Origin of the sequence: Sphingosinicella sp. BN140058 (genome assembly GCF_004135585.1) — a bacterium.
Lineage (GTDB): Bacteria > Pseudomonadota > Alphaproteobacteria > Sphingomonadales > Sphingomonadaceae > Allosphingosinicella.
On record NZ_CP035501.1, the window covers coordinates 3,315,871 to 3,338,977 of the forward strand.

The following is a 23,107-nucleotide window of genomic DNA, read 5'->3' on the forward strand; positions in this document are numbered from 1 at the left end:
CCCGGGCGCGAGCGTCAATCCGCAACCGCCTCCATGAGGTGCATTGCTTCGCTAAGACACCTCGCTTATGCTGAGCCGAAAATCAGGGAGCGGAGCGATGCGGTCGGATCTGGTCGAAACCAAGGAGCGTGTTTCCGCCGTCCTGGTCGGGACGGAAATCGTCGACGGGCAGGCAGAATCGCCGGTGCTGGAGCGGCTGCACGCTCTCGTCCGCAAAGGGTATAGAGCCGAAATCGGGCTCGGCGCCGACACCGATCTGGTCGTGCTTCGCCATGTCGGCCGGACTCCCGACCTGGTCCTGCACAGCGATGGCGTCGTCGAACCCTATCCGGGCCGCTGGCCGCGCCACAAGAGATCGATCGAGCCGCCTCAGCCGTTTCGCGCCGGGGACGTGGCCGAGCAATTGCGCTTCATGCGCTTTCTCGACACGATCCCGAAGCCGTCGCTGCGCGATCGTACCCGCCGCTTCCGGCACAAATATATCTATCTGCCGCTCGTCGTCGCGATCCTGCTCGGCGTCCATCTCGCCTTCACGGCCATGCTGGTCGCCGACTAGCCACTAACGCCAGCCGAGCGACCTGCGCTTGCGCATCACCAGAGTCGGCCACTCGCCATGCTCGACCCGGAAGCTTTGCATCAGTCCGTGCCGCCGGTAGGCCGCGGCGACCGCATCCGCCTGGCTGTCGAGCAGTCCGGCGAGGATGAGGCGGCCGCCGGCCTCAAGCGCCTTGGACACGCTTGGCGCCAGTTCGATCAAGGGACCTGCCAGGATATTGGCGATGATCAGGTCGTAAGGGGCACGCTGGCGCAGCCGGGGATGTTCGAGCCCCGCCGCCACCGCAAGCTCGAGCTGCCCGCGAATGCGACCGAGCCTGACCGCATTGATACCGGCATTCTCCTCGGTGACCTCGATCGAGACCGGATCGATGTCCGATGCGGCCGCACGCGCAGCAGGCCACAACCGCATCGCGGCGAATGCGAGGAGGCCGGTACCGGTGCCGAGATCGATCAGGTTCGAGACGCTGATCCCCTGGTCCTTGAGCTTGCTCAGAGCCACCAGACAGCCACTGGTGGTCTCATGCTGGCCGGTTCCGAACGCGCGGCCGGCATCGATCTCGAACGCGATCGAATCGGCGGGAACGCTGTCGCGGTGCGCCGGCGTGTGGACGAAGAAGCGGCCGGCGCGAATCGGCTCCAGACCTTGCTGGCTGAGCGTCACCCAGTCGCGTTCCTCGACCTGCTCGACCAGCGGCTCCTGGCCCGCGGCGCTCGGCGCCAGGCTCTTCAGCATGGCGAGCATCTCGGCGCTCGGAGGCCCGGCGAAATAGGCATCGAGCCGCCACACGTCCGGCTGCGCCGGATCGGGCTCGCTGGTCATCAGCACGGGCGGTTCGTCGAGCAGAGCGAGCGCCCCGATCTCCTCCTGCAATTGCTCGGCCTCGGCCTTGTTGCAGGGGAGGGTCGCCTTCCAGCTGCCGGTCTCGCCGTTTGCGGCCGGGGCTGCGGCAGCGCGCTTTCTAGCGGACATAGGACGCGCCGTTGACGTCGATCACGGCCCCGGTGGAGGAGGCCGGCGCGTCCAAAGCGAACCAGCGCACCGTCTCGGCGACTTCGTCGACTCCGGCGACACGGCCGAGCGGGATGTCGGCGAGCAGTTTCTCTCCGCCGCGGCTGGCGAGATAATCCTCGGCCATGCCGGTCATGGTGAAGCCGGGGCAGACGGCGAAGGCGAGCACGTTTTCGGCGGCGAAACCGCGCGCGATCGATTTGGTCATCCCCATCATCCCGGCCTTGGAGGCGGCATAGTGCCAATGCTGGGGCGAATCGCCGCGATAAGCAGCGCGGCTGGCGACGTTGACGATTCGCCCGCCGTCTTCACGTTCGCGGAAGTGGCGCACCGCCAGGCGGCAGAGCTCCGCCGAGGCGGTGAGGTTGACCCGCATCGTGCGCTCCCAGACGCCAACCCATTCGTCATGATCGAGATCGATCGACGCCGCCTCGAAGATGCCGGCATTGTTGACGAGCACGTCGATGCGGCCGCCGAGCCGGTCGAGCGCGGCGTTCCACAGCGCCTGGGCGGCGCCTGGCCGGTCGAGATCGGCGGCAATCTCGCCGTCGCCGCCGCGAGTCGAATGGCCGACCACATTGTGGCCGCCGAGGGCGTCGAAGATCGCCCTGCCGATGCCCCGGCTGGTGCCGGTGACGAGGATGTTGCGCTGGGTCATGGGCCGCGAACTAGCGGCGCAACCAAGAGGTTGCAAAGGAAGAGCACGTCTCGCGGATCGAACGACGAGGCTCGGCCTTCACCCTCCCACGCCTTCGGCGCGGGCCCCTCCCTCTCCCCAAGTGGGAGAGGGGTTATCCGCCCCGGTCGCAAAACTGCCCCTCTCCCGTTTCAGGGAGAGGGAGGGGCCCGCCGCGAAGCGGTGGGAGGGTGAGGGCAGTTTTGCTCCCGCTGCGAAGCGGCGAAAGGGTGAGGGCGCTTACGCCGCGAAGCCTTTCACGAAGCTGGTCGTGGCGGTCTTGAACCGGGTCATCTGCTCGTCGACGTGGCTGAAGCTCTTGGTCAGGCCGTCGATCTCGCTCGCGACCGTTTCCGTGTCCTGGCGGATCGCGGCGATGGTCGAGGACATCGAATCGGCGGCGAGGGCGGTTTCGTCGACGGCGGCGGTGATCATCGTCACCGTCTGCGCCTGCACTTCCATCGCCTCGCGGATCCGGTCGGCGCTGTGCTGGACTTCTTCCACGGTGCGCTGGATCGAGCCGTTCGCCGTCAGGGTCGACTTGGTTGCCTGCTGGATGGCGGAGATCTTGCCGGCGATGTCGTCGGTGGCCCGGGCGGTCTGGCTGGCGAGCGATTTCACTTCCTGCGCGACGACGGCGAAGCCGCGGCCGGCATCGCCGGCGCGGGCGGCCTCGATGGTCGCGTTCAAGGCAAGCAGGTTGGTCTGTCCGGCGATGTCGCGGATCAGGCCGAGGATCGATTCGATCGCACCGACATGGCTGGACAGGGCCTGGCTGACCTGAACCGCCTGCGAGGCCTGATCGCCGGCGCGGGTCGCGACGCCCGCGGCGACCTCGACTTCGTTGCGGGCATCCTCGATCGCACGGATCAGGCCGGCGGCGGTCTGCGCCGCTTCGCGCATCGCGAGCGCCGACTGTTCGGCGGCGGCGGCGACTTCGCTGGTCTTGCCGAGCATCCCGCGCGCTGCGGCGGAGGCATCGGAGGCCTGGGCGCGCAGCAACTGGCTGTCGGACGCGGTGCGCTCGGCAACGCTGACCACTTCGTTGTTGAACTGGGCGCCGCGTGCGGCCCGGGTCTCTCGCTCGGCACGGCTATGGATGAGGTCGAACTGGGCGGCGAACACGTCCGCTTCGAGCAGCGACGAGATTGCGAGACAGCGTCCGAGTCGGGCGATCCGCTCCGGCTGCTCGGCACATTCGGTGGCAACCAGGGTGTAGCAGCAGTCGACAGCCGCCGCGACGGACGAGAACAGGACGCTGAGCGGAATGCCCCGGGCATTCGCATCCTGAAGGAAGCCCTGGGCCAGATCGGCCCACTTCTGATCGCCGATCGCGCCATGCTTGATGATCATATAGGGGACGATCTTGCCGGTCAGCGCCTCGATGTCCGCCTCGCCGAACCGAGTGCCGGCGTCGTGCGCGGAGGAGAGATGCTCGCAAAAGGCACGGCCGACCGGCGCACCCTTTTCCTTGAGGAACTCGGCGAGTTCCCTGCAGCCCTGGGCAAGGCTTCCGTCCGGATCGTATCGCCCGATCCGTGCCTCCAGCCGCACTGCGCCCTGTTCCGTCCCCATGAAAGTCCTCGTCAATGTGACATTAAGCCAGGGGGCCGTTGTGGCGCGAAAGCTTTAAGATCGCGTTAGCCATGGAGGGCATCTTCTGTCCTAAATGCCGGGTGGCTTGGAGTGTCACGCCGCTTGTCTCCGGGCGCGTGCTTTCCTAAGAGCGGCGCGTACTTAGGGAGCCCCGCCTCATGCACCGCAATCCATCGCGCCCGCTCTCGCCGCATCTGACGATCTGGCGATGGGGGCCGCACATGTTCGTCTCGATCGCCAACCGGGTGACCGGCGCGGGCCTTGCCACGGTCGGCGCGGCAGCCCTGGTGTGGTGGCTGGCGGCGGCCGCCAGCGGCGCCAAGGCTTATGAGACGTTCCTGTCGTGGGCGACGAGCTGGGTCGGCATCGTGATCGGCGTCGGCCTGAGCTGGGCGTTCTTTTTTCACCTGCTCGGCGGCATCCGCCATCTGGTGATGGACATCGGTGCGGGCTTCGAGCTCTCGGTCAACAAATTCTGGGCCAACATGACGATCCTCGGCTCGGTGCTGCTCACCGCGCTGTTCTGGTTCGCCATCCTGGGGATGAAGTGATGCGGATGGAAACTCCCCTCGGCCGCGTCCGCGGCCTCGGCTCGGCGCGCACCGGTGCACATCATTGGTGGCTCGAGCGGCTGACCTCGATCGCCGCTCTGGTCCTGTTCGTCTGGTTCATCGCCTCGATCCTGCGGCTGCCGTCGCTTTCCTACGGCGATGTCGTCGGCTGGCTGCGCGAGCCGCTCGCCGCAGTGCCGATGCTGCTGCTGATCGTTACGACCTTCTGGCACCTCAAGCTCGGCCTGCAGGTGATCCTCGAAGATTACGTGCACGAGGAGGGCATGAAATTGTTCTCGATCGTGCTGCTCAACTTCTTCGTGATCGCCGGCGCCGCGCTCGCTTTCTTCTCTGTTCTCAAGATCGCCTTCGGCGGGGACGCATCCCATGGCTGACGCCTACAAGATCATCGACCATGCTTACGACGTCGTCGTCGTCGGAGCCGGCGGCTCCGGCCTCCGCGCGACGATGGGGGCCGCGGAGAAGGGGCTGAAGACGGCCTGCATCACCAAGGTCTTTCCGACCCGCAGCCACACCGTCGCGGCGCAGGGCGGCATCGCCGCATCGCTCGGCAACATGGGCGCAGACCACTGGACCTGGCACATGTACGACACCGTCAAGGGCTCCGACTGGCTCGGCGACCAGGACGCGATCGAATATCTCTGCCGCGAGGCGCCCGCCGCGGTCTACGAGCTCGAGCATTTCGGGGTTCCGTTCAGCCGCACCCAGGAAGGCCGCATCTACCAGCGTGCCTTCGGCGGCATGATGCAGAATATGGGCGCCGGTCCGCCCGCGCAGCGCACCTGCGCCGCCGCCGACCGGACCGGCCACGCCATGCTCCACGCGCTCTACCAGCAGAGCCTGAAGTATGACGCCGACTTCTTCATCGAATATTTCGCGATCGATCTGATCATGGAAAATGGCGAATGCCGGGGCGTGATCGCCTTGTGCATGGAAGACGGCACCATCCACCGCTTCCGCAGCCATGCCGTGGTGCTCGCCACCGGCGGCTACGGCCGTGCCTATTTCTCGGCGACTTCGGCCCACACCTGCACCGGCGACGGCAATGCGATGGTGCTCCGCGCCGGCCTGCCGCTGCAGGACATGGAGTTCGTCCAGTTCCATCCGACCGGCATCTACGGTGCCGGCGTGCTGATCACGGAGGGTGCGCGCGGGGAAGGCGGCTATCTCACCAATTCCGAGGGCGAGCGCTTCATGGAGCGCTACGCACCGTCGGCCAAGGATCTCGCCAGCCGCGACGTCGTCTCGCGATCGATGGCGATGGAAATCCGCGAGGGTCGCGGTGTCGGCAAGGAGAAGGATCATATCTTCCTCCATCTCGATCATATCGACGCAAAGATCCTGGCCGAGCGCCTGCCCGGCATCACCGAAACCGGCAAGGTCTTTGCCGGCGTCGACCTGACGCGGCAGCCGCTGCCGGTGGTGCCGACCGTCCATTACAACATGGGCGGCATCCCGACCAATTATCATGGTGAGGTCGTTACCCTGCGCGACGGCAATCCCGACAGCGTCGTCCCCGGCCTGTTCGCCGTCGGCGAAGCGGCCTGCGTGTCGGTTCACGGCGCCAACCGCCTCGGCTCCAACAGCCTGATCGATCTCGTCGTATTCGGCCGTGCGACGGGCCTGCGCCTCGGCGAGATCGTCAAGCCGGGCACGGCGCTGCCGCCGCTGCCCAAGGGCTCGGAAGAGATGGCGATCGGCCGCCTCGATCATTTCCGCTATGCCAAGGGCGGCAGCCCGACCTCGGTCATCCGCAACCGCATGCAGCGCACGATGCAGGCCGATTGCGCGGTGTTCCGCACGGAGGCGACGCTGGACGAAGGCAAGGGCCGCATCGACGAGGTCTACAAGCAGATGGCCGACATCGACGTCACCGACCGCAGCCTGGTCTGGAACACCGATCTGGTCGAATCGATGGAGCTCGACAATTTGATCGGCCAGGCCGTGGTCACCATGCACAGCGCCGCCAATCGCAAGGAAAGCCGCGGCGCCCATATGCACGAGGACTATCCGAACCGGGACGACGTCAACTGGCTGAAGCACACGGTGACCTGGTTCAACGAGGGTAAGGTGACGATCGATTACCGCCCGGTGCACGAATATACGCTCACCGACGAGATCGAGTATATCAAGCCCAAGGCCCGGGTGTACTGATCCCTGGGTTCAGGCGCTGAAAACGAAAAGGCCGTCGCAGCGAGTGCTGCGGCGGCCTTTTGTTGTGTCATCCCCTCCCTGGAAGGGAGGGGTTAGGGGTGGGTGCGCGGCGCAGCCGCGCCTGCAGCTTGAGCGAAAATCCCTGGCGCTTTCAGCCCCATCGAGGGGCCGAAAGCGCACCCACCCCCGGCCCCTCCCTTGGCAGGTAGGGGAGGATGGGGTGTCATGCGAGAGGCGTGCTCAGTCCAAATTCGGCCGCAGCCAGCGTTCCGCTTCCTCGACGCTGACTTCGCGGCGGGCGGCATAATCTTCGAGCTGGTCGCGGCCGATCCGGGCGACGCCGAAATACTGGCTGTCGCGATGGCCGAAATAGAAGCCGGAGACGGCCGAGGTCGGCCACATCGCGAAGCTCTCGGTGAGCGTGACCCCGGCCGGATCGCCGCCGAGCATGTCGAACAATACCGGCTTCAGGCTGTGATCCGGGCAGGCGGGATAGCCGGGCGCCGGGCGGATGCCCTGATAGGTTTCGCGGATCAGATCGGCATTGGTGAGATGCTCTTCCGCATAGCCCCAGATGCTGTTGCGGACGTGGCCGTGGAGGGTTTCGGCAAAGCTCTCGGCGAGACGATCGGCCAGAGCCTTCAACAGAATGTCCGAATAATCGTCATTCTCGGCCTTGAAGCGCGCCAAATGCGCGTCGAGCCCGTGAATGCCGACGGCGAAGCCGCCGATCCAGTCCTCGCCGGCCGGATCGATGAAGTCGGCCAGGCACATGTTCGGCCGTCCCTCGCGCTTCTTCACCTGCTGGCGCAGCATCGGCAGCCGGGTCTCGTCATTGCCGGCAAGCACGAAGATGTCGTCGCCTTCGCGGCGGCAGCGCCACAGGCCGACGGTCCCCTTGGCGATCAGCCAATGCTCCGCGATGATCCTGTCGAGCATCGCCTGCGCGTCGTTGAACAGCGAGGTCGCACTCTCGCCGACGATCGGATCCTCGAGGATCGCGGGATAATTGCCGGCGAGCTCCCAGGCCCGGAAGAACGGTGTCCAGTCAATCGATGCGCGCAGATCCCGGATCGGCCATTCGCCGAAATGCTGAACGCCCGGGCGCTGCGGCGCCGGCGGCTTGCCCGCCGGATCGTAGGGGAAGGAATTGGCCCGGGCCTCGTCGATCGTGGCGAGCTCGCTATGGCCGCGGCCGGCGCGGGTCTCGCGGACCGTGTGGTAATCCTCCGCGGTCTTGGCGACGAGCGGATCGCGCTGCGTCTCGGAGACGAGCGACGAGGCGACGCCGACCGCGCGGCTGGCGTCGAGCACGTGGAGCACCGGGCCTTCATAAGCGGTGTCGATCTTGAGCGCGGTGTGGACCTTGCTGGTCGTCGCGCCGCCGATCAGCAGCGGCAGGGTCATGCCCTCGCGTTGCATCTCGGCCGCAACCGTGACCATCTCGTCCAAAGACGGGGTGATCAGACCCGACAGGCCGATCATGTCGGCATTGTTCTCGTTCGCCGCCTGAAGGATGTTCTGCCACGGCACCATCACGCCGAGATCGATCACCTCGAAGCCGTTGCACTGCAGGACGACGCCGACGATGTTCTTGCCGATGTCGTGAACGTCGCCCTTGACGGTGGCCATCACGACCTTGCCCTTGCCGGCGGTGGCACCGCTCTTCTCTTTCTCCTCCTCGATGAAGGGGATGAGATGGGCGACGGCCTTCTTCATCACGCGGGCCGACTTGACCACCTGGGGCAGGAACATCTTGCCGGATCCGAACAGGTCTCCGACCACGTTCATGCCGTCCATCAGCGGACCTTCGATGACGTGGATCGGACGGTCGGCCCGCTGCCGCATCTCCTCGGTATCCTCGACCACGTAGGCGTCGATGCCCTTGACGAGGGCGTGTTCCAGCCGCTTTTCGACGCTCCAGCCGCGCCATTCCGCCTCGGCTTTCTCCTTGACCGGATCGGAGCCGAGATACTTTTCGGCGAGCGTGACCAGGCGCTCCGTCGCATCGTCGCGGCGGTCGAGAATGACGTCCTCGCACGCTTCGCGCAGCTCGGGATCGATCGCGTCGTAGACGTCGAGCTGACCCGCATTCACGATCGCCATGTCGAGCCCGGCCGGGATCGCATGGTAGAGGAAGATCGAGTGCATCGCGCGGCGCACAGGCTCGTTGCCGCGGAACGAGAAGCTGAGATTCGAAAGGCCGCCGGAGATGTGCGCGTGGGGGCAGCGGACCTTGATCTCCTTGCACGCTTCGATGAAGTCGACGGCATAGGTGCGATGCTCGTCGATGCCGGTCGCGACAGCGAACACGTTGGGATCGAAGATGATGTCCTCGGGCGGGAAGCCTTCGCGCACCAGCAGATCATAGGCACGCGAGCAGATCTCGACCTTGCGCGCCTTGGTGTCGGCCTGGCCGGTCTCGTCGAAGGCCATCACGACCACGGCGGCACCGTAATTACGTACCTTGCGGGCGAGGCGGAGGAATTCGGCTTCGCCTTCCTTCAAGCTGATCGAATTGACGATCGGCTTGCCGGAGACGCATTTGAGGCCGGCCTCGATCACGCTCCATTTCGAGCTGTCGATCATGAACGGCACGCGGGCGATGTCGGGCTCGGCGGCGATCAGCTTGAGGAAGGTCGTCATCGCCACTTCGGCGTCGAGCAGGCCCTCGTCCATGTTGATGTCGATGACCTGGGCGCCATTCTCGACCTGTTGGCGCGCGACCTCGACCGCGGCGGCATAATCGCCGGCCATGACCAGCTTCTTGAAACGTGCCGATCCGGTGACGTTGGTACGCTCGCCGATGTTGACGAAGGTGGAGGAGGCGGCGGGCCCGACGTCGGCATCGGCGTCGGCGTCTAGAGGTGCAATTGGAAGGGCAGTGGCGGTCATAATGATGGACTACTCGTAATCGGTACGGAGGGGACGACTTCCCCTCTCCCTGCCCTCTCCCCACAGAATTCCCATCAAACGACTACTTTGATGGGCCCCGATGGGGAGAGAGATGCTAAGCGGCGATGGTCATCGGCTCGAGGCCGGCGAGGCGGGTGACGGTGCGGACCTTCGGCAGGCTGCGCGGGGTCACGCCCTGCACTGCCTTGGCGATCGCCGCGATATGGGCGGGGGTCGATCCACAGCAGCCGCCGAGGATGTTGACCAGGCCCTGTTCCGCCCAGCCGCGGACGAAGGCGGCGGTCTGCTCGGGCAGCTCGTCATAGGCGCCGAGCTCGTTGGGCAGGCCGGCATTGGGATAGGCCATGATCAAGGTGTCGGCATTCTGGGCCAGCGTCTGCACGTGCGGGCGGAGCTGCTGGGCGCCGAACGAGCAATTGAGGCCGATGGTCAGCGGCCGGGCATGACGCACCGCATACCAGAAGGCCTCCACCGTGTGGCCCGACAGATTGCGGCCCGAAAGATCGGTGATCGTCATCGAGATCATCAGCGGCACGTCGCGGCCGAGCCGTTCGCCGGCTTCCATCGCCGCGACGATCCCCGCCTTGGCGTTGAGCGTGTCGAAGATCGTCTCGATCAGGATGAAATCGGCGCCGCCCTCGAGCAAGGCTTCCGTCTGCTGCAGATAGACGTCCTTGAGGCCGTCGAAATCGATCTCGCGATAGCCGGGATCGTTGACGTTGGGCGACAGCGACAAAGTCTTGTTGGTCGGCCCGATCGCGCCGGCGACGAAGCGCGGCCTGCCATCGGCCGCTTCGGCCGCGTCGGCAGCCTTGCGGGCGATGCTCGCGGAAGCGCGATTGATGTCGCCGACAAGATGCTCGGCACCGTAATCGGCCTGGCTGATCGTGTTGGCGCTGAACGTGTTGGTGGACACGATGTCGGAGCCGGCAGCCAGATAGTCTCTGGTGATCGCCTCGACGACGTCGGGCCGGGTGAGGGCGAGAATGTCGTTATTGCCCTTCTGATCGCGGCTGAGGCGGAGATCGCCGCGATAGTCGGCCTCGGTCAGCTTGCGGTTCTGGATCTCGGTGCCGAAGGCGCCGTCGGTGAGCAGGATACGCTCCCGGGCGGCTTCGATCAGTCTCTCGCGCGCGCTCATGCCGCTTGCTCCTGCTGGTCTGGTGTCGGGCGAAGGCCGAGAAGGTGGCTGATCGCATAAGCGAGCTCGGCCCGATTGAGGGTGTAGAAGTGGAAGTGGCGAACGCCGCCGGCATAAAGCTGGCCGCACAATTCGGCCGCCACGGTGGCGGCGACGAGCTGGCGCGCCGCCGGCAGATTGTCGAGCCCTTCGAACAGGCGGTCCATCCACGGCGGAATGCCGGCACCGCACATTGCGGCGAACTTGCGGGTCTGTGCGACATTGGAAACCGGCAGGATCCCGGGCACGATCTCGGCATCGATCCCCGCCGCGGCAGCTTCGTCGCGAAAGCGGAAGAAGCAATCCGGCGAGAAGAAGAATTGGGTGATCGCCCGATCGGCCCCGGCATCGATCTTGCGCTTCAGATTGTCGATGTCGGCCTGACGGCTGACCGCATCCGGGTGCATTTCGGGATAAGCGGCCACCGAAATCTCGAACGGCGCGATCCGCTTCAGGCCCTGGACGAGATCGGCGGCGCCCGCATAGCCGTTCGGATGCGGCGCGAACTTCTTGCCGGCTTCGGGCGGATCGCCGCGCAGCGCGACGATGTGGCGAACGCCTGCTTCCCAATAGGCGCGGGCGACCTCGTCGATCTCCTCCCGGCTGGCTTCGACGCAAGTGAGATGCGCGGCGGCGGCGAGCGTCGTTTCCCTGGCGATCCGCGCCACCGTATTGTGGGTCCGCTCGCGGGTCGAGCCGCCGGCGCCGTAGGTAACCGAGACGAATCGGGGGGCCAGCGGCTCCAATGTCTTCACCGACTCCCAGAGCGTCTGCTCCATCTTCTCGGTCTTGGGCGGGAAGAATTCGAACGACACGTCGATGTCGCCGGCGACATCTTCGAACAGGGGTTTCCGCCAACTGGCGATGCCAGGCGCGAGCGTGCTCATGCGACGACCTTCAATTTAGCTTCGGGCCGCTCTCCGGCCCAGATGGTGACGGTGAGCTCACCGCCTTCGAGATGCTCGATCACGCAGGCTTCCAGGCCCGCGCTCTCGATATATTTGATTACGGCGTCGTCGGCGAAGCCGAGCCGGGCATGGGCGTCGCGGATCCTCAGTTCCTCGCGCTCGTGCGCGGCGAAATCGACTACGAGCAATCGCCCCCCGGGCGCGAGCAGACGGGCCGCCTCGGCGACCGCCGCCGCGGGCTGCTGGGCGAAGTGCAGCACCTGGTGGAGGATTACGGTGTCGGCGCTGCCCGCGGGAAGCGGGAGGGCGTACATGTCGCCCTGGCGCAGTTCGGCGGCGGTGAGGCCGGCCTCGGCAAGCTTGACCCGCGCAAGACGCAGCATCTCGGGCGAGCGATCGACGCCCAAGGCATGCTGCGCCTCGCGCCCGAACAAGGAGATCATCCGGCCGGTGCCGGTGCCGACATCGACGAGGCGTCCGACCGGCCGGTCCGCGAGCGCGCGCCCGATCGCCGCTTCGACCTCGCTCTCGGCGATGTGGAGCGATCGGATCTCGTCCCAGTGATTGGCGTGCTGGGCGAAATAGCGCTCGGCGGCGGCCGCACGATCGGCGCGAACCGCGGCAAGGCGCGCGGCATCGGCAAGCATCCATGGATCCTCGCCGTCGATCTCGGCCCAGCGATCGAGCATTGCGAACAGCGGATCGACCCGCGCGCCATCGCCGAGGCTGAGGAAGACCCAGCTGCCTTCCTTGCGCCGCTCGGCAAGGCCGGCATCGATCAGGATCTTGACGTGGCGCGAGACGCGGGGCTGGCTTTGCCCGAGCACTTGCGCCAATTCGCCGACCGACAGCTCCATCGCCCGCAGCAGCGCGAGAATCCGCAGCCGCGTCGGATCGGCAAGGGAGCGAAAGAGGTCAGTCACATCGGCCATAGATAAGGATATAAAGATATCTTTATATGCGGGTCAAGTGACGACACGCCTTTCACGCCCTTTGGTTCCGTTCGCACGAGGGATTTGCGCGCCCGAAAGCCGTTCAAGGCGCTGATAAGAGCGTCCAACGTCGGATTGTGACGGAAGAATGACCGGAAAAAACGCTTTACCGCAATTGCTTACCGAATAGGTAGACATACTGCTGCGCCTTTTGTACAGCATGCAGCGCTGGAGAGCCGATGGGCTACGCCACGGCACCTCGCCCAGCGGATCATCAGTTGCTCCAAACGGAGGGAAGTTTTCATGAAGAAGATTGGTCTGACCCTGGCTGCCGTCGCAGCCCTCGGCGTGTCTGCGTGCAACAACACCAGCAACGATGCCGGCAACAACACCGCAACCGATCTCAACGTCACCGAGACCGAAGCCGTCAGCGACGTCAACGCCTCGGCGAACGACGCGAGCGCGGTCGACGCGACCAACAACGCTCTCGACAATGCCAGCAACAGCCTCGAAGCTGCCGGCAACTCCGTCGAGAACGCGTCGGACGCGGTCGCCAACGCGACCTCGAACGCCGCGCACTAAGTTCTCGCGAACTTATGCGACGAAAAGGGTCGCGCACCACCGGGTGCGCGGCCCTTTTTATTTGCCCGGCAATGCGGCAGACAGCGGCCGACATGCCATCTTCGGAGTGATCATTCATGCGCTCGATCATCGCCACCGGCCTGACGGCCGCCGCACTCGCCCTCCTGGCCGGATGCGGAGACAAGGAAAGCACCGGCCCCACCGCCGAGGAGAATGCCCAGCTCGACGAGGCGGCGAACATGCTCGATACGTCGCCGGACAGCCTGACCGTGGAAAATCCGGAGCTCGGCAACGGCGATGCGCCGACACCCGAGGCGGGTGACGTCGCGGTGGCCGAGGGCGCGGCCGGGAACGATGCCGCTGGGAACGATGCCGGCACCGCAAACGATGCGGCTGCAGCGACGGCGACCAACGCGCAGTAAGGCGGATCGAAGGCACAGAAAAAGGGGCCGGAGGAGAGATCCTCCGACCCCTTTTCTTTTGGGCCTCGGCAGAAGGCGGGCAAGCCCGCCTTGGACGTCGAACGCGATCCGCAGCTCCGCGGCGGACGCGCCGGCCGGGCTAAGGCGAATCCTTCGGCAGCGACGAGCGCCGCTGCCGAAGGCCGCCTTACGCCTTAGAAGTCCATGCCGCCCATGCCGCCCATGCCGCCCGGCATGCCGCCGCCGGCAGCCGGCTTGTCTTCCGGAAGCTCGGAGACCGCGGCCTCGGTGGTGATGAGCAGACCGGCGACCGATGCGGCGTCCTGCAGCGCGGTGCGGACGACCTTGGTCGGGTCGATCACGCCGGCCTGGACGAGGTTCTCGTAGGTCTCGGTCTGGGCGTTGAAGCCGAGCGTCTCGTCGTTGCCGTCGAGCAGCTTGCCCGAAACCACGGCGCCGTCATTGCCGGCATTCTCGGCAATCTGACGAACCGGCGCAATGATCGCCTTGCGGACGATGTCGATGCCGCGGGTCTGGTCCTCGTTGGCACCCTTGAGGCCTTCGAGCGCCTTGGTGGCGTAGAGCAGAGCGGTACCGCCGCCGGGGACGATGCCCTCTTCGACAGCTGCGCGGGTCGCGTGCAGCGCGTCGTCGACGCGGTCCTTGCGCTCCTTGACCTCGACCTCGGACGAACCGCCGACCTTGATCACGGCGACGCCGCCGGCGAGCTTGGCGAGACGCTCCTGGAGCTTCTCACGGTCGTAATCGCTGGTGGTGTTCTCGATCTGCTGGCGGATCGCGGTGACGCGGCCCTCGATGCGGTCACGCGCACCGGCACCGTCGACGATGGTGGTGTTGTCCTTGTCGATGGTGACGCGCTTGGCCTGGCCGAGCATGTTCAGCGACACGGTCTCGAGCTTGATGCCGAGATCTTCGCTGATCATCTCGCCGTTGGTCAGGATCGCGATGTCCTCGAGCATCGCCTTGCGGCGATCGCCGAAGCCCGGAGCCTTGACGGCCGCGACCTTGAGGCCGCCGCGCAGCTTGTTGACGACGAGGGTGGCGAGCGCTTCGCCCTCGATGTCCTCGGCGATGATCAGCAGCGGACGGCCCGACTGCACGACCGCCTCGAGGATCGGTAGCATCGCCTGGAGGTTGGAGAGCTTCTTCTCGTGGATCAGGATGTACGGGTCGTTGAGTTCGACCTGCATCTTTTCCGGGTTGGTGATGAAGTAGGGGCTCAAGTAGCCGCGGTCGAACTGCATGCCTTCGACGACGTCGAGCTCGAACTCGAGGCCCTTGGCTTCCTCGACGGTGATCACGCCTTCCTTGCCGACGCGCTCCATCGCTTCGGCGATCTTCTCGCCGACGACGGTGTCGCCATTGGCCGAGATGATGCCGACCTGGGCGATCTCATTCGAGCCGGCGACCGGCTTGGAACGGGCCTTGAGGTCCTCGACGACCTTCGAAACGGCGACGTCGATGCCGCGCTTCAGGTCCATCGGGTTCATGCCGGCCGCGACCGACTTCATGCCTTCGCGGACGATCGCCTGGGCGAGGACGGTGGCGGTGGTGGTGCCGTCACCGGCGAGATCGTTGGTCTTCGAGGCCACTTCGCGCAGCATCTGCGCGCCCATGTTCTCGAACTTGTCCTTGAGCTCGATCTCCTTGGCGACGGTGACGCCGTCCTTGGTGATGCGCGGCGCGCCGAAGCTCTTGTCGATGACGACGTTGCGGCCCTTGGGGCCGAGGGTGACCTTCACCGCATCGGCGAGAATGTCGACGCCGCGGAGGATCCGCTCACGGGCGTCACGCGAAAAGCGTACGTCTTTCGCTGCCATGTCTTCTTTCCTCTTAGTTCAATTCAACGTGGATGGATGTGCGATGAGTCAGCCGACGATTCCGAGGATGTCGGATTCCTTCATGATCAGCAGGTCTTCGCCGTTGAGGCGGACCTCGGTGCCCGACCACTTGCCGAACAGGATGCGGTCGCCGGCCTTGACGTCGAGCGGGGTCACCGAGCCGTCTTCGGCCTTGGTGCCGGAGCCGACCGAGATCACTTCGCCTTCCTGCGGCTTTTCCTTGGCGGTGTCGGGGATGATGATGCCACCGGCCGTCTTCTCTTCGGCCTCGACGCGGCGCACGAGCACCCGATCATGGAGCGGACGAAAAGTCATGCACGTCACCTCTTCTAGTAATGCGGCTGCTCTCCCCCCTTTTGGCGAGGTGCGGCAGTCGCTGGGTTCAACCTTGTTAGCACTCACCCCCAGTGAGTGCCAGCGCTGCCGATGTAGTTGCTGTTCATCTGCGGTCAAGCGCCCGGCGACAGGAAAATTCATCCGTTTCGACCCGACCGGCCGCATCCATTTACAGGGCCGCGGCGGTGGATTAGCCCTCGTCCAAAGGGTCCGGTCCGGATCCACGGCCCAACCCTGCGCTAGGCCGAAGCTGTTACGGGAATGCGACAATGCGATTCGTCGGCAAGGTTTGGAGACTGCTCGTCGGGATCAAGGACGGGCTGGTGCTCCTGTTCATGCTCCTCTTCTTCGGATTTCTCTATGCGGCGATGACGTCGCGGCCTGCGGTCGGCAGCGGCGACAAGGGCGCGCTGGTGCTGGACCTGTCGGGCCCGATCGTCGAGCAGCCGGCACAGGCAAGCGCGAGCGAAGTGCTGAGCGGGAGTGCGGGCGGCCGCGAATACCGGCTCCGCGACATCGTCCACGGGCTGCGCAAGGCGGCGGGCGACGACCGCGTGCAGGCCGTGGTGCTGGATCTCGACATCTTCTCGGGCGGCGGACAGGCCACGCTCGTCCAGGCGGCGGAAGCGCTCGATGCGGTCAAGAAGGCCGGCAAGCCGGTGCTCGCCTACGCCACCGCCTATGATGACGATTCCTACCTTCTCGCGTCCCACGCCAGCGAAATCTGGCTCAATCCGATGGGCGGGGTGCTGGTCGCCGGGCCTGGCGGCAACAATCTCTATTTCAAGGGGCTGATGGACCGGCTCGGTATCACCGCCAACGTCTACCGGGTCGGCACCTACAAGTCGGCGGTCGAGCCGTTCACCCGCAGCGACATGTCGCCGGAAGCGCGGGAGAATGCCCAGGCGCTTTACGGCGCAATGTGGGAAAGCTGGCAGCAATCGGTCCGGCAGGCGCGGCCGAAAGCCCAGATCGCGGCCTATGCTGCCGATGCCCCGGGCCGAATCCAGGCGGCGGGCGGCGACATGGCCAAGGCGGCGCTTGCCGCGGGGCTGGTCGATCAGATCGGCGACCGCCAGGCCTTCGGGGCGCGCATCGCCAAGATCACGGGCGCGCTTCATGCCGACGTCCCGGGGAGCTTCCGCAGGATCGCGTTCGACAAGTGGGCGTCGACCTATCCGGCCACGGAGGAGGCCGGTGAGATCGGCATCGTCACCGTCGCGGGCAACATCGTCGACGGCGAGGCCAATGCCGGCACTGCGGGCGCCGAGACGATCGTCAGGGCGCTGGAGCGCGGCATGCGCGACCGCGACCTGAAGGCGATCGTGCTCAGGGTCGATTCGCCGGGCGGCTCGGCCTTGGCGTCCGAGCGCATTCGCCAAGCGCTGCTTGCGGCCAAGGCGAAGGGGCTGCCGGTGGTGGTGTCGATGGGCAGCCTGGCCGCCTCGGGCGGTTACTGGGTGTCGATGGCCGGCGACAAGATCTACGCCGAACCCTCGACGATCACGGGATCGATCGGCGTGTTCGGCATCCTGCCGAGCTTCGAGAATGCGCTCGCAAAGATCGGCGTCGGCGCGGACGGCATCAAGACGACGCCGCTCTCGGGCGAGCCCGATCTGCTTCATGGCCCTGCGCCGGAAGCGGACCGGCTGCTCCAGATGGGTGTCGAGAATACCTATGGCCGCTTCCTCTCCCTCGTCTCCGAGCGGCGCAAGCTTCCGGTCGCGCGGGTGGACCAGATTGCGCAAGGCCGCGTCTGGGACGGCGGCACCGCGCGTCAGCTCGGTTTGGTCGATGCCTTCGGCGGCCTCGACGACGCCGTCGCCGAGGCTGCGCGGATGGCCAAGGTTGATGCGGACGACGCCAGGCCGGTATGGCTGGAGCAGGAGCCTGGCTTCTTCGATTCGCTGCTGCTCGCGTTCGCGACCGGCGGAGAGGAAGAGGAGCAAGCTTCGGCCGATGCGTTCGGCCGGATCGGCATGAAGCAGCGCCAGATGATGCTGCGTGCGGCAGCCGATGCCGAGTTGCTGATGACCGGCGCCTCGGTCCAGGCGCGCTGCCTCTCCTGCCCCGGCGCCGAAGTCACGGCAAAGCCGCGGCCCGGAGGCTTCACCGCCCTGCTGCTGAAGCTGATCGGCGCGTGAAGGTCAGGCCCGCGTGCATCGGCGATGCCGCAGCCATCGCCGATATCTACCGCCCGTACGTTGCCGAGACGGTGATCACCTTCGAGGATGAGGCACCCGAGTCCGCTGCGATCGAAGCACGGATGGAGGCCGCCGGCGCTATGTATCCCTGGCTGGTCGCGGAGGGAGCGGACGGCACGATCGCGGGCTATGCCTATGCCTGCGCCTTTCGCGCGCGGACGGCCTACCGGTTCAGCGTCGAGACCACGGTCTACGTGCGGCAGGGCGGTGGCCGCCGCGGCGTCGGCAGCCTGCTCTATCGGCCGTTGCTCGCCGCGCTCGAAGCGCAGGGCTTCACCCAGGCGATCGCCGCGATCAGCCTGCCCAATTCGGACAGCGTCGGCTTCCACGAACGATTCGGCTTCGTCCAGACCGGCACCTATGCCCAAGTCGGCTGGAAGCTCGGCCGCTGGATCGACGTCGGCCTGTGGCAGCGACCGCTCGCACGCGCCGCGACTCCGCCGCGCGAGCCGCGCCCGCTGGCGAATGTGTAACGATCACCGCTATTTGAATTTCGTCCAGCCGAGCGTGTCGGAGCCCTCACTTCTCCTGCCTGGACGAAAGAAGGGAAGGGCTTCGACAGGCTCAGCCCGAACGGTGTTCTGCGTATGAAGAGGCTTGCTCTAAGCGCTTGCAGACGGTGAGCGACTGCGCGCAGGGCTAAGCCGGCCGCGGCGGTAATCCGTCGGCAACCGGCCGAGCGATCCGGGTCCGATCCCGCATATGTAACCACCACCCGCTTCTTGTTCCCGTTCGGGCTGAGCGTGTCGAAGCCCTCACTTGTCCCGCCTGAGAGAAAGAAGGAGAGGGCTTCGACAAGCTCAGCCCGAACGGCGTTCTTTCGTGGCAGAAGATCGGCTGTCAGCGCTCATAGGCGGGAAGCGACCATTTCCGGGCGATGGCAAGGGCCCGCAGGGCAAAGCCGGCCACGGCGGCGATCAATGCGGCGACCCCGCCATGCACTCCGATCGTGACCAGCCCCACGACGAGGGCGGCCGAGAGGGCCGCTGCGGTGACGTAGAGTTCGGGCCGCATCAGGATCGAGGGCTCGCCGGCGAGCACGTCGCGGACGATGCCGCCGAGGCAGCCGGTTAGCACCCCCATGCCGATCGCGGGGATCGGCGCGACGCCGAAGGCGAGCCCCTTCGCGGCGCCGTAGGTCGCATAGGCGGCAAGCCCTACCGCATCGAGCCACAGCAAAGTGGTTCCACGCCAGATCCGGGCCGGCAGCAGCCAGACGAGAGAGGCGGCGACCACGCAGATCAGGATCGTCGCATTCTGATGGATCCAGAAGACGGGAGCACCGATCAGCAGGTCGCGGACCGTACCGCCGCCGACGCCGGTGATCACTCCGAAGAAGATGAAGGTGACCAGGGTCTGGCGATGGGCCGCGGCGACCAGTGCGCCCGAAAGTGCGAACACCGCAACTCCGCCCCAGTCCAACCAGGCGAGCAGAGGGTCGATGACCGGGGGCAGCGGGAGCGGCGGCATGCGGCCGGTTCCTATCACGAACGCATTGTCGCGGCGTCGCCATTCTTGCGGCTGCGACGGCGCAAGGTGAGCGGCAGCATGATGAGCGCCATAATCGTGGTCAGCAGGACGACGATGCCGAAGCCGATGACCAGCGGGTTGTGGCTGTCCTCGCGGGTTTCGAGATCCATGATGTGGAGGCCCCACATCCAGTCGTAGAAGCGCCACCAGCGGGTACGCCGGGCGACGATCTCGCCGGTCGCCGCGTCGACGTAGAAACGGGTACCGTCGGCCAGGCTCACTCGCCACGCCTCGATCGGGCGACGAAGATCGATCGGCGGCGCGGCGCGGTCGGTGCGATCGACGACCGTGATCGGGGATGTGCCCGTGTAGCGCGCGGCAACCTCGCGCGCTGCGTCGGCGGCGGTGAGTGGCGGAAGCAGGCGTCCGCTCGCCGGATCGGCCACCCGCGACTCGCCGTCCGCATAAGTGACGATCCAGCGCGGCCCAAAGCTGCGCTGCTCGAGCCTGAGGGAGCGCACCGGACGCGGCCCGATCGCCGGCGGCGCCGGGACGAGGCCCGATGGAAGGACCGGCGCATCCGTCAGCAGATCGGCGCCGCGAACCTCGTCGATCGGCTTGGCGACCATCACCAGCCCGCTCGTGGTCCAGGCAAGCAGCGGCAGGCCGACGATCCAGCCGAGCCAGATATGCCAGCGGCGGAGCTGTTGACGGACGTTCATGCGGTGCCCCCGAAGTGGAGCGGGAGCTTAGGCAGGCGCGGAACGAACTGCCAGTCAGATCCTATCCGCGAACGGAGAGGAGAACCGCCGCCGCAGGCGGTGGTGGAGGGGTGCGGAGACCCACGCTGCGTCAAGAAATCGGGGTGCCGGGTGGGTCTCGGAACCCCCTCCACCGCCTTGGGCGGTCCCCTCCCCGCGGGCGGGGAGGATCTGAGAGCATCAGATGTGGATCGGCAGGCCTTGCACCGCCATCGCCGCTTCCTTGATCGCTTCGGAATGGGTCGGGTGGGCGTGGCAGGTGTAGGCGATGTCTTCGGAGGTGGCGCCGAATTCCATCGCCTGGGCGGCCTGGGCGATCATCGTGCCGGCGAGGGTGGCGATGATGTGAACGCCGAGTACCCGGTCGGTCTTGGCGTCGGCGAGCACCTTGACGAAGCCGTCCATGTCGCGATTGGTCTTGGCGCGGCTGTTCGCCATCATCGGGAACTTGCCGACCTTGTAATCGACGCCCGCGGCCTTGAGGTCGTCCTCGGTGCGGCCGACCCCGGCAATCTCCGGATGGGTGTAGACGACCGACGGGATCACCTCGTGATTCACGATCCCCGTCTGGCCGGCAATGTTCTCGGCGACGGCAATGCCTTCGTCTTCCGCCTTGTGGGCGAGCATCGGGCCGGGCGTGACGTCGCCGATCGCCCAGATGCCGGGCACCGGGGTGGCGAAATCATGATCGACCTCGATCATGCCGCGCTGATTGACCTGCACGCCGGCCTTGTCGAGCGTGAGCCCATCGGTATTGGGGCGGCGGCCGATCGAGACCAGCACCGCATCGGCTTCAATCGTCTCCGCGGCGCCGCCGGCGGCGGGCTCGAGGGTAACGACGGCGCCGTCGCCATTGCGGGTGACGCCGGTGACCTTGGTCGAAGTGCGGATGTCGAAGCCCTGCTTCTTGAAGATCTTGCGCGCCTCCTTGCGCACTTCGGCGTCCATGCCGGGAAGGATCTCATCGAGATATTCGACGACGGTGACGGTCGCACCCAGGCGCCGCCAGACCGAGCCGAGCTCGAGGCCGATCACGCCGCCGCCGATCACCACCAGGTGCTTGGGCACCTTGGGCAGTGCCAGCGCACCGGTCGAATCGATCACCACCTCGTTGTCGATGGTGACGCCCGGCAGCGGAGTCACCGACGATCCGGTGGCGATGACGATGTTCTTGGCGGTGTACTCGGTACCGGCGACATCGATGCTGTTGGCACCGGTAAAAGCCGCGTGACCCTTCAGCCACTCGATCTTGTTCTTCTTGAACAGGAAGGCGATGCCGCCTGTCAGTTCCTTGACCGCCTTCGCCTTCTCGGCGTGCATCGTTTCCATGTCGAGCTCGACCGAGCCGACCTTGACGCCAAACTTGGCAAGGGTGCCGTGATTGGCGTCCTCGAACAGCTCCGAGGCATGGAGCAGGGCCTTGGACGGGATGCAGCCGACGTTGAGGCAGGTCCCACCGAGCGTCTCTCGGCTCTCGACGCAGGCGGTCTTGAGGCCGAGCTGCGCAGCACGGATCGCCGCCACATAGCCGCCCGGCCCCGCGCCGATCACGATCACGTCGAAATTGGTCTCTGCCATGTCTCGCTTCCTTCTGTCGCGATGCGAGGCCGGCACTCCGTCCGACCTCGCCGCGTCCGGTTCATGCCGGATATATGGTGTGTTCTTCTCAGAGATCGATGAGGAGGCGCGTCGGATCCTCGAGCGCTTCCTTCATGCGTACGAGGAAGGTGACTGCCTCGCGGCCGTCGATCAGCCGGTGATCGTAGCTGAGCGCCAGGTACATCATCGGACGGGCGACGATCTGGCCGTTCCGGACCACCGGGCGTTCCTCGATGCGGTGCATGCCGAGCACGGCCGATTGCGGTGGGTTGATGATCGGTGTCGACAGCAGGGATCCGAACACCCCGCCGTTCGAAATGGTGAACGTGCCGCCCTGCATGTCGGCCATGGTCAGCGTGCCGTCCTTGGCGCGCTTGCCGAAATCGGCGATCGTCTTCTCGATCTCGGCAAACCCCATCGCATGGGCGTTGCGGATCACCGGGACGACGAGGCCGTTCGGCGCCGACACGGCGACCGAAACGTCGAGATAGTCGCGGTAGACGATCTCGTCGCCTTCGATCGAGGCATTGACCGAGGGCACGTCGCGCGCGGCAAGCGCCGCGGCCTTCACGAAGAAGCCCATGAAGCCGAGGCGGATCGAATGCTTCTTCTCGAACAGATCCTTGTAGCGCGCGCGCGCCTCCATCACCGCCGTCATGTCGACGTCGTTGAAGGTGGTCAGCATCGCCGCGGTGTTCTGCGCTTCCTTGAGGCGGCGGGCGACCGTCTGGCGGAGACGAGTCATGCGGACCCGTTCCTCGCGCCGCTCGGTGCCGCCGGCGGTCGGGGCAGGGGCAGGGGCGCTCTGCGACGGTGCCGCCGCAGCATTCTGCGCCTGGGCGGGCGCGCTCTTGGCGGCGGCGAGCACGTCGTCCTTGGTCAGCCGGCCATCCTTGCCGCTGCCCTTGATCTTCGAGGGATCGAGGCCGAATTCGAGCACCAGCCGGCGCACCGAGGGCGACAGGGTGAGCGGCCCGCCGTCATGCGACTCGTCCTCGCGCGCGGCGATGTTCTCACCGGGACCGGAGGCAGGGGCGGCGGTGGGAGCCGCGGCCGGAACGGGCGCGGGCGCAGCCGACGCTGCGGCTGCCGGCGCAGCAGCGGCCGGCGCCGCGGCAGCGCCGCCCGAGCCTGCCTCGATGCGGGCGATCAGCGCACCGACCGCGACTGTGTCGCCCTCGGCGACGACCTGCTGACCCATCACGCCGTCGACGGGCGAGGGAACTTCGACGGCGACCTTGTCGGTCTCCAGGCTGGCGATCGGCTCGTCGGCCTTCACCGGCTCGCCGGGCTTCTTCAGCCACTGGCCAAGCGTCGCTTCGGTGATCGATTCTCCGAGCGTCGGGACGGTAACTTCGGTGGCCATTCTA

General features: G+C 66.3%; 21 protein-coding genes. 8 read left to right on the forward strand and 13 right to left on the reverse strand.

The genetic code is table 11. From position 1 onward, the window contains the following. Window positions 1-97: 97 nt before the first annotated feature. Entirely contained in the window at window positions 98-556 is a 459-nt protein-coding gene (locus ETR14_RS14860; protein WP_129385780.1) for a hypothetical protein, read from the forward strand. Between the two features lie 3 nt (window positions 557-559). Here ETR14_RS14860 and ETR14_RS14865 read toward each other — a convergent pair whose 3' ends face one another. The 3 genes from ETR14_RS14865 to ETR14_RS14875 form a co-directional block, all read right to left on the reverse strand. After that, complete coding sequence (locus ETR14_RS14865; RefSeq protein WP_129385782.1) at window positions 560-1,528, reverse strand: 50S ribosomal protein L11 methyltransferase; 969 nt, start codon at window positions 1,526-1,528, stop codon at window positions 560-562. Further along, on the reverse strand, window positions 1,518-2,225 hold the full coding sequence (locus ETR14_RS14870) for an SDR family NAD(P)-dependent oxidoreductase (protein WP_129385784.1): 708 nt from the start codon (window positions 2,223-2,225) through the stop codon (window positions 1,518-1,520). The genes ETR14_RS14865 and ETR14_RS14870 overlap by 11 nt, the downstream gene beginning before the upstream one ends. Before the next feature lie 258 nt (window positions 2,226-2,483). Next, on the reverse strand, window positions 2,484-3,818 hold the full coding sequence (locus ETR14_RS14875) for a methyl-accepting chemotaxis protein (RefSeq protein WP_129385786.1): 1,335 nt from the start codon (window positions 3,816-3,818) through the stop codon (window positions 2,484-2,486). 179 nt (window positions 3,819-3,997) lie between these two features. On the opposite strand from ETR14_RS14875, the gene sdhC reads away from it, so the two are divergent. From sdhC to sdhA, 3 genes are read left to right on the forward strand one after another with little or no spacing between them, the layout of a single operon-like run. Next, window positions 3,998-4,390: a succinate dehydrogenase, cytochrome b556 subunit gene (sdhC, locus tag ETR14_RS14880; protein ID WP_129385788.1), complete on the forward strand. Its 393-nt coding sequence runs from the start codon at window positions 3,998-4,000 to the stop codon at window positions 4,388-4,390. Beyond that, window positions 4,390-4,785: a succinate dehydrogenase, hydrophobic membrane anchor protein gene (gene sdhD, locus ETR14_RS14885; RefSeq protein ID WP_129385790.1), complete on the forward strand. Its 396-nt coding sequence runs from the start codon at window positions 4,390-4,392 to the stop codon at window positions 4,783-4,785. The genes sdhC and sdhD overlap by 1 nt, the downstream gene beginning before the upstream one ends. Further along, window positions 4,778-6,565 (forward strand): succinate dehydrogenase flavoprotein subunit, encoded by a 1,788-nt coding sequence (gene sdhA / locus ETR14_RS14890; protein WP_129385792.1) that lies wholly within the window; start codon window positions 4,778-4,780, stop codon window positions 6,563-6,565. Before sdhD ends, sdhA begins: the two co-directional genes overlap by 8 nt. A 240-nt stretch (window positions 6,566-6,805) precedes the next feature. Here sdhA and metH read toward each other — a convergent pair whose 3' ends face one another. The 4 genes from metH to ETR14_RS14910 form a co-directional block, all read right to left on the reverse strand. Further along, window positions 6,806-9,460, reverse strand: a complete 2,655-nt coding sequence (gene metH / locus ETR14_RS14895; RefSeq protein ID WP_129385794.1) for a methionine synthase — start codon at window positions 9,458-9,460, stop codon at window positions 6,806-6,808. A gap of 115 nt (window positions 9,461-9,575) precedes the next feature. Continuing rightward, complete coding sequence (locus ETR14_RS14900) at window positions 9,576-10,622, reverse strand: homocysteine S-methyltransferase family protein (protein WP_129385796.1); 1,047 nt, start codon at window positions 10,620-10,622, stop codon at window positions 9,576-9,578. Next, window positions 10,619-11,548: a methylenetetrahydrofolate reductase gene (gene metF, locus ETR14_RS14905; protein WP_129385798.1), complete on the reverse strand. Its 930-nt coding sequence runs from the start codon at window positions 11,546-11,548 to the stop codon at window positions 10,619-10,621. The genes ETR14_RS14900 and metF overlap by 4 nt, the downstream gene beginning before the upstream one ends. Next, a complete protein-coding gene (locus tag ETR14_RS14910; protein WP_129385800.1) occupies window positions 11,545-12,501 on the reverse strand; it encodes a metalloregulator ArsR/SmtB family transcription factor in 957 nt (318 codons plus the stop codon). Before ETR14_RS14910 ends, metF begins: the two co-directional genes overlap by 4 nt. A gap of 303 nt (window positions 12,502-12,804) precedes the next feature. Between ETR14_RS14910 and ETR14_RS14915 the strand changes: the two genes are divergently transcribed. Both ETR14_RS14915 and ETR14_RS28400 read left to right on the forward strand, forming a co-directional pair. Continuing rightward, window positions 12,805-13,083 (forward strand): hypothetical protein, encoded by a 279-nt coding sequence (locus ETR14_RS14915; protein WP_129385802.1) that lies wholly within the window; start codon window positions 12,805-12,807, stop codon window positions 13,081-13,083. A 116-nt stretch (window positions 13,084-13,199) separates the two neighbouring features. Beyond that, window positions 13,200-13,505, forward strand: coding sequence for a hypothetical protein (locus tag ETR14_RS28400; protein WP_165356459.1), 306 nt, complete (start codon window positions 13,200-13,202; stop codon window positions 13,503-13,505). A 194-nt stretch (window positions 13,506-13,699) separates the two neighbouring features. Here ETR14_RS28400 and groL read toward each other — a convergent pair whose 3' ends face one another. Further along, window positions 13,700-15,346: a chaperonin GroEL gene (groL, locus tag ETR14_RS14925; protein ID WP_129385804.1), complete on the reverse strand. Its 1,647-nt coding sequence runs from the start codon at window positions 15,344-15,346 to the stop codon at window positions 13,700-13,702. A 48-nt stretch (window positions 15,347-15,394) separates the two neighbouring features. Next, window positions 15,395-15,682 carry a co-chaperone GroES gene (gene groES, locus ETR14_RS14930; protein WP_106515719.1) on the reverse strand — a complete coding sequence of 96 codons (288 nt, stop codon included), beginning with the start codon at window positions 15,680-15,682 and terminating at the stop codon, window positions 15,395-15,397. A 290-nt stretch (window positions 15,683-15,972) separates the two neighbouring features. Here groES and sppA point away from each other — a divergent pair, with 290 nt between their 5' ends. Continuing rightward, entirely contained in the window at window positions 15,973-17,847 is a 1,875-nt protein-coding gene (sppA, locus tag ETR14_RS14935) for a signal peptide peptidase SppA (protein ID WP_129385806.1), read from the forward strand. After that, window positions 17,844-18,380, forward strand: coding sequence for a GNAT family N-acetyltransferase (locus tag ETR14_RS14940; protein WP_129385808.1), 537 nt, complete (start codon window positions 17,844-17,846; stop codon window positions 18,378-18,380). Before sppA ends, ETR14_RS14940 begins: the two co-directional genes overlap by 4 nt. Window positions 18,381-18,747: 367 nt before the next feature. Here the strand turns inward: ETR14_RS14940 and ETR14_RS14945 are convergent, their stop codons facing one another. The 4 genes from ETR14_RS14945 to odhB form a co-directional block, all read right to left on the reverse strand. Continuing rightward, window positions 18,748-19,377, reverse strand: a complete 630-nt coding sequence (locus ETR14_RS14945) for a trimeric intracellular cation channel family protein (RefSeq protein ID WP_129385809.1) — start codon at window positions 19,375-19,377, stop codon at window positions 18,748-18,750. Between the two features lie 14 nt (window positions 19,378-19,391). Next, on the reverse strand, window positions 19,392-20,099 hold the full coding sequence (locus ETR14_RS14950) for a PepSY domain-containing protein (RefSeq protein WP_129385811.1): 708 nt from the start codon (window positions 20,097-20,099) through the stop codon (window positions 19,392-19,394). Between the two features lie 219 nt (window positions 20,100-20,318). Continuing rightward, window positions 20,319-21,716, reverse strand: a complete 1,398-nt coding sequence (gene lpdA / locus ETR14_RS14955; RefSeq protein WP_129385813.1) for a dihydrolipoyl dehydrogenase — start codon at window positions 21,714-21,716, stop codon at window positions 20,319-20,321. A gap of 88 nt (window positions 21,717-21,804) precedes the next feature. Further along, the gene (gene odhB, locus ETR14_RS14960; RefSeq protein WP_129385815.1) at window positions 21,805-23,103 is read right to left on the reverse strand and encodes a 2-oxoglutarate dehydrogenase complex dihydrolipoyllysine-residue succinyltransferase; all 1,299 of its coding nucleotides are present in this window, start codon (window positions 23,101-23,103) and stop codon (window positions 21,805-21,807) included. Window positions 23,104-23,107: the final 4 nt, after the last annotated feature.

Bases quoted from the DNA above. Each gene is read 5' to 3' on its own strand.
- ETR14_RS14860 (WP_129385780.1), top strand. From the start codon at position 98: ATGCGGTCGGATCTGGTCGAAACCAAGGAGCGTGTTTCCGCCGTCCTG.
- ETR14_RS14865 (WP_129385782.1), bottom strand. From the start codon at position 1,528: ATGTCCGCTAGAAAGCGCGCTGCCGCAGCCCCGGCCGCAAACGGCGAG.
- ETR14_RS14870 (WP_129385784.1), bottom strand. From the start codon at position 2,225: ATGACCCAGCGCAACATCCTCGTCACCGGCACCAGCCGGGGCATCGGC.
- ETR14_RS14875 (WP_129385786.1), bottom strand. From the start codon at position 3,818: ATGGGGACGGAACAGGGCGCAGTGCGGCTGGAGGCACGGATCGGGCGA.
- sdhC (WP_129385788.1), top strand. From the start codon at position 3,998: ATGCACCGCAATCCATCGCGCCCGCTCTCGCCGCATCTGACGATCTGG.
- sdhD (WP_129385790.1), top strand. From the start codon at position 4,390: ATGCGGATGGAAACTCCCCTCGGCCGCGTCCGCGGCCTCGGCTCGGCG.
- sdhA (WP_129385792.1), top strand. From the start codon at position 4,778: ATGGCTGACGCCTACAAGATCATCGACCATGCTTACGACGTCGTCGTC.
- metH (WP_129385794.1), bottom strand. From the start codon at position 9,460: ATGACCGCCACTGCCCTTCCAATTGCACCTCTAGACGCCGACGCCGAT.
- ETR14_RS14900 (WP_129385796.1), bottom strand. From the start codon at position 10,622: ATGAGCGCGCGCGAGAGACTGATCGAAGCCGCCCGGGAGCGTATCCTG.
- metF (WP_129385798.1), bottom strand. From the start codon at position 11,548: ATGAGCACGCTCGCGCCTGGCATCGCCAGTTGGCGGAAACCCCTGTTC.
- ETR14_RS14910 (WP_129385800.1), bottom strand. From the start codon at position 12,501: ATGGCCGATGTGACTGACCTCTTTCGCTCCCTTGCCGATCCGACGCGG.
- ETR14_RS14915 (WP_129385802.1), top strand. From the start codon at position 12,805: ATGAAGAAGATTGGTCTGACCCTGGCTGCCGTCGCAGCCCTCGGCGTG.
- ETR14_RS28400 (WP_165356459.1), top strand. From the start codon at position 13,200: ATGCGCTCGATCATCGCCACCGGCCTGACGGCCGCCGCACTCGCCCTC.
- groL (WP_129385804.1), bottom strand. From the start codon at position 15,346: ATGGCAGCGAAAGACGTACGCTTTTCGCGTGACGCCCGTGAGCGGATC.
- groES (WP_106515719.1), bottom strand. From the start codon at position 15,682: ATGACTTTTCGTCCGCTCCATGATCGGGTGCTCGTGCGCCGCGTCGAG.
- sppA (WP_129385806.1), top strand. From the start codon at position 15,973: ATGCGATTCGTCGGCAAGGTTTGGAGACTGCTCGTCGGGATCAAGGAC.
- ETR14_RS14945 (WP_129385809.1), bottom strand. From the start codon at position 19,377: ATGCCGCCGCTCCCGCTGCCCCCGGTCATCGACCCTCTGCTCGCCTGG.
- ETR14_RS14950 (WP_129385811.1), bottom strand. From the start codon at position 20,099: ATGAACGTCCGTCAACAGCTCCGCCGCTGGCATATCTGGCTCGGCTGG.
- lpdA (WP_129385813.1), bottom strand. From the start codon at position 21,716: ATGGCAGAGACCAATTTCGACGTGATCGTGATCGGCGCGGGGCCGGGC.
- odhB (WP_129385815.1), bottom strand. From the start codon at position 23,103: ATGGCCACCGAAGTTACCGTCCCGACGCTCGGAGAATCGATCACCGAA.